Here is an 11594-nt window from a genome sequence, read left to right as displayed (position 1 = left end):
AAATTTTCCCTAGCGACCTGTTGAGCACTTTTATCATTATCTACATCTTTTCCATTGCGAACATTGATGTCATTTTGAATTGTATAAACATCGGCTATGGTTTTCGTATTCGCTGATGTACTAGTTCAGATGAAAACTCAGAGTTTGTCCATCATCAGGAATATAGACACGATCTTTTTCCCCAATTTCAGCAACAAGATTTTGAATATCAGCTCTTTTCACTGGGCAGTGATTTAACGCCTCAAAGTGATTTGCAATCACATGTTTTGGGGAAAGTTGGATAAATTTTCTGACTTCACTTTCAGTCATTAAGATGGGTTTCCCAACATCCATTTGTGCTTCGCCTGCTGCCACAACAGTAATATCTGGATTAAACTGAAAAATCGCAGTTTTAACATCCTCAGTGAGCACGGTATCACCACTGATATAAATTGATGGTTCATTCGGTAGATCTAGGAAAAAGCCACAACCATTTGCCATAAATTTACTGATCCAACCATGCCCATGCTTAGCAGGGATAGCAACGAGCCGACCACCCAAAAACTGGATTTCTTTCCAATGCTCAATTCCAGCCTGAACATTTAGACCCAGATTTTTCAGGTAAGGTGCATCATGGCTAAACGTATATACAGGAATTTGTTTATCCGCTAAAAACTTCTCTCCAGTTCGATCTAAATGATCGGTATGCTGGAATGCTCTGATATTAAAGGTTTGGCTGTGCGTAATAAAACAATGCGTGACTTTCCCTAAAAGTTCCGCTGCATTGTCGGGAAGTTCAACCAACGGATTTTTCTCAGCCTTAAATTTCACATAGGAAAATGCAGGGAGAGAACCTTTTTTACCTAACATTGGGTCAATAAGAATAAAATTATTCCCAGTTTCAATGATAAAAGTGGCACTACGTAAATGATGAATGTTCATTGTAAAGTCTGTCAGTTTTATTGCTATAAAGTCGAGATATGACCTTACAATGAGTTTACCAAATGGTGCAATAACGCTTTTGGGTTATATTTTACTAAATTAAACAAAAACTGACTTTGTCCATGTGAAGTGAACTTATGTCAAAGTTGATAAGATCAATCCTCGCTCTCAACGGATACCCAATTTGACTCCACTAAATGCAGTTTGGGTGAGGAATTTCATTGGACACAGAGGAATTGTCCTCCCCGATTTAGCCACTCCATAATTAATAATCTGGAGTGGCTTTATTGTGAAAGCATATAGGTATATTTATGATATTAAACTAGATCATTAATTTTTTTCTAAAGTTAAATATTGGACAGTGCCGTAATATGTTCAGAAAAGCTAGTTTCCTTGCCAGCAGCATTAACATGGTTGAAATAGTCATACCAACCACTCGCTTTAATACCAGCAAGCAACACATCACGAATTTCTTCGTTAGGGAAATGCCAAATTCCTAAAAATTGATGCTCGCTAGTTTGATCGATATTAGAGTCAATTTGTGTGAGTGTTAATGCTTTAACACCAAGGTCTGATAATTTGCCCATCGCAGCTCCAACATTATTTAAATATTGGGTACGCTCATCTAATGATAATGCTTTCCAAGCTGAATTAGGGGTATAGAGTTCGATCAAATACTGATTCATAATTATTCCTTGTGATGAAGATTATTGGAAACCTTTGTTAATAATTGGGTTAACTGTTTGTGCTCTTGTGTAGATAAATTCCCAAATATTTTTGCAATCCAACGGCTATGCTGATCAAATACATTTTTAGCCATAGACTCCCCTTTCAATGTAAGTCTAACTTTGAGAGCACGGCGGTCTTCCGTATCAGCATGTCGTTCTACCAACCCTTCACGCTCTAAACCATCAAGTAGACCTGTAACTGTTGATCGGGTGATACCTGCTTGCTCAGCTAAAGTCTTCGGTGCTATTTCTTGATTTGCTGCATCAAGTAAAAATAACAAAATAAACCGTCCTTCAGATAAACCATGGATAGAGAGTTGGTCTGCACAATCTTTATCTATATGTGAAGCAAGAGAAAGTGTCAAAAAGCACAGCTCAATACTTTTAATATCAGGAAGTTGACGTTTATTTGCTTCACTTAGAAGCACTTGGTATTTTTTATCAAGAGGCATTTAGTTAGTCACAAAATAGTAAGCTGGCTAACTATATTAATATCTATGTAATATTGTCAATATTAGATTTGAGTTAAACAAAAATTAATTTAATAGGTCTTTTCGACATAATACAAAACCTACATGCCTCTGAATCGCTAGGAAAAACATGAGATATGATTCTCCTAAGCCCCATAAACAATGGGTTTTATACCATTCACTTATCTAAAGTTTGAGTTCATATTTAATTTTTGCACAGACCTTTAAAGTCGAATCCACTTCATTTTCATTCAGATTGAGTTTGCACTTAGTATCTTGGAAGATTTTCGCAACAGGATCTTTTAAATTCTGACCAGATTCAGTTAATGAAATATATTTTCGACGACGGTCGAGCGTGTCCACTGATACAACGACAAAACCCGCTTTTTCAAGTCGTTTTATGATTGGGGTAAGTGAACCAAGATCAAACAGCGTTTGTTCACTCAATTCGCTAGATGACAAGTGATTTTGATTCCAAAGAGCAGCCAACACCAAAAGTTGAGGATATGTTATTCCAAGTTCAGATAATGGTTTGGTGTAGTTTCGCATCATAGCATTCGTCGTCGAATACAGTGTAAAACAGAGCATTTTGTCAAAATTAAATGTATCTAGCATCGAACTCATCTGTTATGTCCTGAAAAAATTAAAAACGATGAACAGCCTCAATTAACACGGACACCGAATCTGGGTTTGTTTCCTTCGAAATTCCATGCCCCAAGTTAAACACAAAACCTGTATCATCTTTTTGTTTTCCATAAAAAGATGTCATGACTTTATTCACTTCGTTTTGAATTACAGAATCATGGGCAAGTAATACTGCGGGGTCGAGATTACCCTGCAAGGCAACTTTAGAACCCACTCGCTGACGTGCTAAATCCAGATCAGTCATCCAGTCGAGTCCTAAAGCATCAGCTCCACATCCTGCCATTTCTTCAAGCCATTGACCACCTCCTTTTGTAAAGACAATTGAAGGAACTGAACGCACACCTAACTGTTTTTTTAAACTATCTAAAATAAAGGTAATGTACCTGAGAGAAAATTCTTGATAAGCAGCTCGACTTAGTAACCCTCCCCACGTATCAAAAATCATGATGGCCTGTGCGCCAGCCTCCACCTGACATTTAAGATGCTGTACAACGGCTTTGGCATTTTTTTCTAGTAATTGATGTAAGATTTTCGGGTTGCTATAAAGCACACTTTTTATCGTTATAAAATCTTTTGAACCCTGTCCCTCAATCATGTAACAGGCTAATGTCCACGGACTACCAGAAAAACCAATCAGTGGAACTTGACCATTGAGCTCATGACGACATTGGCTGACTGTTTGATATACGTAAGATAAAGATTCTTGGGAAGGAATCTCTAAATTATTGATTGCTTGTTCAGAACGTATAGGGTTTTTGAATTTAGGTCCATGATTTTCTTCAAAATATAAACCTAAACCCATTGCATCAGGAATAGTCAAAATATCAGAAAATACAATTGCTGCATCTAAATCATAACGTCGAATAGGCTGCAAAGTTACTTCAGTTGCATAGTCAGGTGTTTTCATTAAATTAATGAAATTTCCTGCCATTTTACGTACTGCTCGATATTCAGGAAGATAGCGCCCAGCTTGGCGCATCATCCAGATTGGTGTTCGATCTACGGGTTGTTTTTGTAATGCTCTAATAAAGTTAGTATTTTTAAGCGGTGCAAAATTTGTCATTTGAGACTCTAATTATATAGATAAGGATTTAGCTAATTCGGTTATGATTCGCAGCATTTTTCATTTCTGAAATAGCTTCTTGATAATTAGAAGTATTGAAAATCGCCGTTCCAGCTACGAATGTATCTGCGCCCCATTTAGCAATTTCAGCGATATTGCCCGCATTCACGCCACCGTCCACTTCAAGACGAATATTTCGACCACTTGAATCGATTAACTTTCGTGCCTCAGCAATTTTAGGAAGAACACCAGGTATAAATTTTTGTCCGCCAAATCCTGGATTTACCGACATAAGGAGCATTAAATCGATTTTATCCATAAGGTACTTGCATGAATCAAGCGAAGTAGCTGGGTTGAACACCAAACCAGCTTTGCATCCTAAGTCTTTAATGAGCTGAATTGAACGATCTAAATGAACAGTGGCATCAGGGTGAATAGAGATATAGTTTGCACCAGCTTTTGCAAAATCAACGATCAAGGAATCCACGGGTGAAGCCATTAAATGCACATCGATCGGTGCTTGAATTCCTTCAGATCTAAGTGCAGAACAAACTTGGGCCCCCATGGTTAAGTTGGGAACATAGTGATTGTCCATAATATCAAGGTGAATCATATCTGCACCAGAATCTAATACCGACTTCACTTCTTCACCTAAACGGGCGAAATTTGCTGCTAGAATTGAGGGAGCAATCCAAATGTCATTCATATAAAGAGCCTAAATATAAAAATAGTTATCAATGATTTGCAAAAGAGGATTTGATATCCAAAATCATCTCGTGACTTAAGTTTTCTAAATGTAAGTGATGACCACCTTCGTACCAGCTTACTTTTGCATTTTTTGCTAAATACTGTGATTTTGAATGAAATTTATCACCAACAAATAAACCGTTTGTTCCAAGCAGAATAGTCAAAGGACAATCAATTTGGTTTAGAAAGCGACCAGCTTGTTCATCAGTTAACTGAATTGGTTCGGGTATAGTAAGTCGAGGATCATGTCGCCACCGATAGCCTGATTCGACTGCTCGAAGATCACGTTCTGCAAGACGTCTGGCACTGTCTAAAGAGATAAATCCACCAACTACTTTCTGGCGGGTTTTCACTGCAACTTCCATACTTGAAAACAGAGGTTGGTTCTTTTCTGAAAAACCGTTGAGTTTGGTCAAATGTGCCATTTCAGAGAGTCGAAGTGATGTTTTCAAATGCCGTACGACATCTTCAGCCGAGACAGTAAAAGGAGCTCCCATACCATCAATGAAAACTATGCGTTTTATTCCTTTACTAATGGTATTTAAAATTGATGCAACACCCGTACCCATTGAATGAGCCAAAATAGAATAACTGTTCCACCCCATTTTTCTGACAAAGATAGATAAATCAATTGCATAATCCCATAAGTAATATGCGTGATTTGGTTTTCTATGATCTGATTTACCGTGTCCAGCTAGGTCAGGAGCCACAACATAGTAGTGATCTAAGTAGGGAGCTATTCGTGAGAATGATGCACAATTGTCCAACCACCCATGTATTGCTAGAATTGGGGGATTTTTTTCATCCCCCCAAGTTTTCACTGCTAAGTCCAAGCCATTCACATTCATCGTGAATTCACGCTCTATAGCAGGTAAAACTTTAGAAGTTAAGCTCATCATATTCATATCGTTTTCTGTTTAAATTAAGTCTCGACGAATTAAATAACTTTTAAACAGCGACATCTGATCTTGAGGTTGTTTCGGCAGCTAATTCGCTCTCAATAATTTGTTTTAAGTGGATTAAATCAAATTTACCGTTTGGAGTGCGGGGAAACGAATTCAAGAATCTGATCGTATTGGGAACTTGATGAGGTTCCAAATCATTTCTGCATTTTCCTAATAGCTCAAGCTCGTTAATATTTTCATTATCAGCTATTTGAATAAAAGCATGTAAGGTGCCACCTAAGTTCTCATCTTCAATGCCAACGACAGCAGCCGATTCAATGTTAGGCAAACTATAGAAATAATTTTCAATTTCAACAGGGCTAACTTTCATACCACGAGATTTGATAACGTGATCTGTGCGACCACGGAAGTACAAGTAACCATCTTCATCAATAAGGCCCAAATCGCCAGTATGTAAGACATATTCATTAGGCAAAGGTCCTGGTTTGAGTTTTTCTTGGGTCGCTTTAGTATCGCGCCAGTACCCTGCCATAACAGTTGCACCACGTATCACAAGTTCGCCGATTTGGTTTGGCTTATTAATTTTGTTTCCATGAGAATCCACTAACCACATTTCTGTATTGGGAATTGCGATACCAACACTATCAGGTTTATTATCAATTTGGTCTGGTGGGAGATATGTGCAGCGCTTACACTCCGTTAACCCATACATAGAGAATATTTCTGCGTTCGGAAAGAGTAATTTCATCTGCTGGATGTGATGAGATTTCAGTGCTGCACCTGTGTTTGTTACTATTCGGACATCAGGAAAGATAACGCCTGATCGATGTGAATACTCATAGAGAAGTGATAGCATCGTAGGAACAAATGGAATGACCGTTATCTTATGCTGTTTTATTTTTTTAATTAAAAATAACGGCCATGTAAGTTCCTGTTCGAGAAATAACGTTGCACCTTTACTCATAGACATAATCATTTGGTAAAGACCATAGTCAAACGATAATGGCAGTGAACAAAGAATATGATCTGATTCTTGATAACCTAGATAAGTATTCAATGAATCTAATGCTGCACACATGTTTCTATGTGTCAGCATTACACCTTTGGGTGTTCCAGTTGAGCCAGACGTATAAACAATGGCTGCTAAATCAATGTCGAGAATATTATTATTCAGATATTCTACTTCATTGTAAGAAGTTGCTAGCTCCCATGAATCTACATCAGGATTCACTACTGAATTGGTAACAACAACACTTTTAAATAGAATACTTTTAGATGCTACAGATACATCTTGAAACTTTTGATCATTTGTGATCAAAATGGAAGCCTGAGAATTATCGATAATATAATTTAATTTATCGGCGGTTGTGTCTAAGCCTACATTACATACAACATAGCCCGCTTTCAGTACGCCCCAAAAAGCAATAATAGTTTCTACTTTATTTCCTAAACAAAGTACTACTCTATCACCACGATGAAGACCCTGAGCTTGTAAATAGCCACTTAAGCGCGAAGACAACTCATCAATCTTGCCGTAAGAATGGGAGATTCCATTCTCTACAACTGCTACCTTTTCGGCATATTGTTGTGCGACATAAGGTAAAGTGTGATGCAGTAAAACATTACACATTTGCATGACACTGCTCCTTCATCTCAACTTGATTAAAGCGGTTTTTTTCAACTTCGATATAAGATGCAAGTGTTTCAATTGTATTGAAATGCTTCGGTTCTATCGTTTCTGGATTAACAAAGAAATGTTCGATTTGATCCTCTAAAGCGACCAATACTTCTACAGAAGAAAGTGAATCAATCCCCAAATCATCACGAAGATGAGAGTTCGCAAGAATAGTTTTGTCTTGAGGTAATTTTAGAATTTTACTAACAATAGTGGCAACGATACGCTGTGTGTCATCTGTAATGACTTCATTATGCTTTTCTTCAGTAATGACTTTGTTTTGTCCTAGCAGTTGCTCTAATGAAATATCGGTGTGCATCGAAATAATATCTTCAACTGTATCTCTATAACGTACTAAATTTAGATTTCCATTTGAGTACAGAACTTCTGCTGGATAGCCATGACCGTGAAATAATGTTGGGGAAGCCGTAGCCCCATAAGCACCAGATGATAAGACTGCAAGAAGATCGCCAGATTTTAATTTTTCAAGTTTTATATCTTTTGCTAATAAGTCGTCAGGATTACATAATGGTCCAGAAACATGGTAGGTTTCAATTTCATCTGATTTTTGATCAGTAACTTTAATAATCTCAAAATTTCGTTTTAAAACCTGACCAGAACCTACAGCTGCTGAATGGCAGTTTGTTCCACCATCGGTTACGGCGAAATTTTTGCCATGGTTTTGCTTGATATTATCAACAGTCACTAACAGAGCCGCACTTTTACCAGCAATGAAACGTCCTGACTCCATAATGATGCGAGTTTTAGGATGTTTCTTGTGAAAGTCATTGAATAAAGGATGTAATAATCTTGTTAATTCTTTGATGTCTAGATCTTTTTCATTTTCATAATACTTAATACCCAGACCACCGCCAACATCAACCATTGTCAGGTCTAATCCATACAGACGTGAAATAGTTTCAAATAACTCTAAAACATATTTTGAGTTGTCGTAAATAGACTGTGCATCTAAAATTTTTGTTCCATTATAAACATGGAGTCCTTTTAGATGAATGTTCGGAAGTTTTGCATAACTCCCCATTTTTTTTACGGCTGTTTCTTCTTCAATACCAAAATGTGTTGGTCTACCCCCCATTTTCCATGGAGAACCAGATGCTGAGAAATTCGGATTAATACGTATTGCTACTGGCGCTAAAACCCCCATTTTTGTAGCTAAATCTGATAATTTTTCGAGTTCTTCTTCAGATTCAACAACAATAGCAAAAATATTTAATTCTAAAGCGCGTCTATGTTCTTCTTCTTTTTTCATTGGCCCCAAGAAAATTATATTTTGAGGGTTCACACCCGCTTTTATTGCAATTTCTAGTTCAGTTAAAGAACATACTTCGGTGTTCCCACCGTAAGACTTGATTAATTTAACAACAGATAAGTTAGGATTAACTTTGAGAGCATAAAAAATATCAACACATTCTGGTAATGCATTTCTTAGTTCTTGAAAGCTGCTTTTCAACTGGCTTTCATCATAAATATACGTCGGTGTCCCAAAATTTTTCTTTACTTTCAATAAAGTATCTGGAGATATATTCATTTCTAAAAATTCCAATAATTTGTACTTATATAATTCGGGCACAATTCTACAAAAGAAATACTTTGCGCGCAAAGTATTTCTTTTGGTAATTGCAACTAAAATAGTTTTATGCTTGTTGTGTGAAGTTTAATCAAAATTGTCGGATTAGGATTTTTTTTAATTTATAAGGTCTATAATTAATGCATGAAAGATTTATCGCTGAAATTCATGTGGAAGCATAAGTTTTGCTGTAATCTTTTTTTAAGGAATTTTTCACATCTTAATGTTGTTAAGTCAGATTTTTGTCATATGGCTTAAATTAAGTCATTATCTTGAGATTTGAGGCATCTTTCTGTAACCACGTTTGAATGTATTCAGCATAAACTGATAGTTTTTCATAGATATACTCTGCATAAAACATATCTTCAATCAGTCTGGATGCTTGTTCCAAGCTATAACTTCTATTCGCGCAGAGAAATTGTGCATTTGGTTTTGAAAATTTTTCACATATTCCTATATAAGTTTCATCTTTACGTTTAAATAGTAACTTATGCTTGTTAAGTTCAGTGCAATCTGTGATTTGGTCATATGGGGCAATTTGAATAATGGGATAGTAATGAAACTTGGATGGTTTTAGGTGGCGCAGGATTATTTGCTGCCTTCCCTTTAGTTTATTCAACCGTATTATCTGCACTGTATCAGCCGATTATTCTGATGGTCGTAGCTTGGATTATTAGAGGTGTAGTGTTTGAGTTTCGCTTTAAAGCACATCGCACTAAATACCTCTGGGATTTGGCTTTTAGTGGTGGTTATTTTTTTCTCAAGTTTCTTTCAATGTGTCATTTTAGGAGCTTATATTCAAGGCATTGAAACTCAGAATGGTATTTATAGTTACTATAGTTACGATGCCGAATCTTTTCTATTTCAGTCCAGTCCCTGTTTTTGTTTTGATTTTATCGGGATTGATTTTTAAAGCATGTGCTCAACAAAAAGACGTTCAACCCTTTGTTTTTACACTCGGTTTAGTCTTCCGTGCATTTACAGGCTTTGTCATTAGTTTATGACCGAATATCATTCCTCCTTCTGTATCTATCTGGCAAGCAGGGGCACCTGAATCCAGTATGAAATTTGCGTTGGTGGGTGCCGTCATTCTAATTCCAATTATTCTGATTTACACCTTTTTGTCCTATTGGGTATTTCGTGACAAAGTACGTATAGGTGATGAAGGCTATCATTAATGGAGATAACGACGATGCAAAAACTGCAAAATCGATTGAGTCCGACTGCTTGGTTCATTCTATTATGGTTTTTGGGTTTCTTATCGCTTAGCTTAATTGCTGGATTCTTTAGACTTTTGTTAAGCTTTGCATATTAATAATCAACCTCCTACTTTAAACTGTGGATAGCTGTATTAAGGCTGTTATCCATTTCTAAGATGAGCATAATTCTTTATGTATAAATCAGAACAACTTGCACTAAGTCTAAAACATCTGATTGAAACAGGAACTTGGAAGCTACACGAAAAACTTCCTTCATTACGTCAACAAGCGGAAACATCAGGATTTAGTCTGATTACCGTTATGAACGCGTATCAAGAACTTGAAGCACAAGGACTCATCTACTCAAAAGAAAAATTAGGTTATTTCGTTGCTGACAATCCATTACAGACTGCTTTGGCCAAAAAGGTTGTACTGAATGAAAAAATAGAAATCAACTCTTTAGTTTTTAGATATTTAAAATCAATTCAATCTGAAAAAATTGTACCTTTAGGAAGTGCATTTCCAAATAGCCAATTGCTTTATTCTCCTAAGCTGATGCAAACCTTAGCACAACAGGCAAAACACCGTATTAGCTATGAACAAACACCGAGTTTACCACCTGGTAATTATGAATTAAGAAAACAGATAGCCCAACGCTATTGTATGCAAGGTATTCCTACAGATCCTTCAGATATTGTAATTACCTCGGGTGGGTTAGATGCTTTAAATCTATCCCTCAAAGCCATGACTCAAATGGGTGATTACATTCTTTTACAAGAAACCATTTTTTATGGTGCATGGCAAGCTGCCGAAAATTTGGGCTTAAAGGTCATTACCATTCCAGAACACCCAGAACATGGCCTAGATTTAGAAGCTTTTAAAAAAGCCATTACAAGCTACCCTATTAAAGTTTGTTTACTCATGCTGAATAGTCATAATCCAATTGGGTTTACGGTAAGTGAAGACATCAAATTTGAATTAGCAAAGCTCTTACATGAACATGAAATTTATTTAATCGAAGATGATGTTTACGAAGAGCTTTATTATGATCAAAAAAAACCACTTTCTATGAAATATTATGATCAACAAAATTTAGTGCTGCATTGTTCTTCTTTTTCTAAAACATTAGGTGCTGGCTTTCGTGTAGGTTGGGTCTATGCGGGAAAATTCTCTGAACATATACAGCATGTGCAACTTATGAGCACCATCTCGGTAAACTCTTTTATTCAAAATGCACTGGCAGATTATCTAACACATCGCCATTATGAAAAACATTTAAAGAATTTGAGAAATACGCTTAAGCGATTAAAAAATCAATATTATCAATATTTAATAAAGAAATTACCCGAAGATTGTCAGGTCAGTTATTATCCTTCAGGTTATTTTCTTTGGATTACCCTACCACAACATATTGATAGCAGTCGCATTTATGAACAAATGATTCTGAATGATATTGGTGTCGCCCCAAGTATCCTTTTTTATCGGAAAAATAAAAAGCAGAACCACATCCGTATCAACTGTTCTTTCGAAATGAACGATGAAATGATCAATAAGATAGACCTTTTGATTGCTCAGATTTCAGAGCGATAGTTCAGTCTTGATCAAAATAATCAGGTTTTGCGACTTTTTACCTAGGTGGGTAATCCCCCCTAA

10 protein-coding genes and 1 pseudogene are annotated in these 11594 nt (G+C 36.4%); 2 read left to right on the top strand and 9 right to left on the bottom strand.

From position 1 onward, the window contains the following. Positions 1 to 120: 120 nt before the first annotated feature. The 9 genes from C3F34_RS16560 to lysA all read right to left on the bottom strand — a co-directional run bounded on the left by C3F34_RS16560 (position 121) and on the right by lysA (position 8703). The gene (locus tag C3F34_RS16560) at positions 121 to 921 is read right to left on the bottom strand and encodes an MBL fold metallo-hydrolase (protein WP_044740693.1); all 801 of its coding nucleotides are present in this window, start codon (positions 919 to 921) and stop codon (positions 121 to 123) included. Between the two features lie 347 nt (positions 922 to 1268). After that, positions 1269 to 1607: a DUF6616 family protein gene (locus tag C3F34_RS16555; RefSeq protein WP_044740694.1), complete on the bottom strand. Its 339-nt coding sequence runs from the start codon at positions 1605 to 1607 to the stop codon at positions 1269 to 1271. 2 nt (positions 1608 to 1609) lie between these two features. Further along, positions 1610 to 2101: a MarR family winged helix-turn-helix transcriptional regulator gene (locus C3F34_RS16550; RefSeq protein WP_016167964.1), complete on the bottom strand. Its 492-nt coding sequence runs from the start codon at positions 2099 to 2101 to the stop codon at positions 1610 to 1612. Between the two features lie 204 nt (positions 2102 to 2305). Further along, complete coding sequence (locus C3F34_RS16545; protein ID WP_052662146.1) at positions 2306 to 2743, bottom strand: MarR family winged helix-turn-helix transcriptional regulator; 438 nt, start codon at positions 2741 to 2743, stop codon at positions 2306 to 2308. A gap of 19 nt (positions 2744 to 2762) precedes the next feature. Further along, positions 2763 to 3827 carry a uroporphyrinogen decarboxylase gene (gene hemE / locus C3F34_RS16540; RefSeq protein ID WP_104442128.1) on the bottom strand — a complete coding sequence of 355 codons (1065 nt, stop codon included), beginning with the start codon at positions 3825 to 3827 and terminating at the stop codon, positions 2763 to 2765. A gap of 28 nt (positions 3828 to 3855) precedes the next feature. Continuing rightward, complete coding sequence (gene rpe / locus C3F34_RS16535) at positions 3856 to 4533, bottom strand: ribulose-phosphate 3-epimerase (protein WP_104442127.1); 678 nt, start codon at positions 4531 to 4533, stop codon at positions 3856 to 3858. A 28-nt stretch (positions 4534 to 4561) separates the two neighbouring features. Beyond that, the gene (locus C3F34_RS16530) at positions 4562 to 5473 is read right to left on the bottom strand and encodes an alpha/beta fold hydrolase (RefSeq protein WP_044740753.1); all 912 of its coding nucleotides are present in this window, start codon (positions 5471 to 5473) and stop codon (positions 4562 to 4564) included. Between the two features lie 49 nt (positions 5474 to 5522). Then, entirely contained in the window at positions 5523 to 7115 is a 1593-nt protein-coding gene (locus tag C3F34_RS16525) for a class I adenylate-forming enzyme family protein (protein WP_104442125.1), read from the bottom strand. Next, positions 7102 to 8703 (bottom strand): diaminopimelate decarboxylase, encoded by a 1602-nt coding sequence (gene lysA / locus C3F34_RS16520; RefSeq protein ID WP_044740699.1) that lies wholly within the window; start codon positions 8701 to 8703, stop codon positions 7102 to 7104. The genes C3F34_RS16525 and lysA overlap by 14 nt, the downstream gene beginning before the upstream one ends. Positions 8704 to 9288: 585 nt before the next feature. Between lysA and C3F34_RS16515 the strand changes: the two are divergent. Then, a pseudogene (locus C3F34_RS16515) lies at positions 9289 to 9920 on the top strand (cytochrome d ubiquinol oxidase subunit II); the annotation flags it as partial. A gap of 213 nt (positions 9921 to 10133) precedes the next feature. Beyond that, positions 10134 to 11531, top strand: a complete 1398-nt coding sequence (locus C3F34_RS16505; protein ID WP_104442123.1) for a PLP-dependent aminotransferase family protein — start codon at positions 10134 to 10136, stop codon at positions 11529 to 11531. The last annotated feature ends 63 nt before the right edge of the window (positions 11532 to 11594 follow it).

The sequence above is a fragment of the Acinetobacter sp. ACNIH2 genome (genome assembly GCF_002934965.1).
Classification (GTDB): domain Bacteria; phylum Pseudomonadota; class Gammaproteobacteria; order Pseudomonadales; family Moraxellaceae; genus Acinetobacter; species Acinetobacter tandoii.
The sequence above is the reverse complement of the archived record's forward strand: the minus strand, read 5'-3'. Positions and strand labels throughout refer to the sequence as shown.

Excerpts from the sequence above, each read along its gene's own strand:
- C3F34_RS16550 (WP_016167964.1), bottom strand. The coding sequence starts at position 2,101 with ATGCCTCTTGATAAAAAATACCAAGTGCTTCTAAGTGAAGCAAATAAA.
- C3F34_RS16555 (WP_044740694.1), bottom strand. The coding sequence starts at position 1,607 with ATGAATCAGTATTTGATCGAACTCTATACCCCTAATTCAGCTTGGAAA.
- C3F34_RS16505 (WP_104442123.1), top strand. The coding sequence starts at position 10,134 with ATGTATAAATCAGAACAACTTGCACTAAGTCTAAAACATCTGATTGAA.
- C3F34_RS16530 (WP_044740753.1), bottom strand. The coding sequence starts at position 5,473 with ATGATGAGCTTAACTTCTAAAGTTTTACCTGCTATAGAGCGTGAATTC.
- C3F34_RS16560 (WP_044740693.1), bottom strand. The coding sequence starts at position 921 with ATGAACATTCATCATTTACGTAGTGCCACTTTTATCATTGAAACTGGG.
- C3F34_RS16525 (WP_104442125.1), bottom strand. The coding sequence starts at position 7,115 with ATGCAAATGTGTAATGTTTTACTGCATCACACTTTACCTTATGTCGCA.
- hemE (WP_104442128.1), bottom strand. The coding sequence starts at position 3,827 with ATGACAAATTTTGCACCGCTTAAAAATACTAACTTTATTAGAGCATTA.
- rpe (WP_104442127.1), bottom strand. The coding sequence starts at position 4,533 with ATGAATGACATTTGGATTGCTCCCTCAATTCTAGCAGCAAATTTCGCC.
- lysA (WP_044740699.1), bottom strand. The coding sequence starts at position 8,703 with ATGAATATATCTCCAGATACTTTATTGAAAGTAAAGAAAAATTTTGGG.
- C3F34_RS16545 (WP_052662146.1), bottom strand. The coding sequence starts at position 2,743 with ATGAGTTCGATGCTAGATACATTTAATTTTGACAAAATGCTCTGTTTT.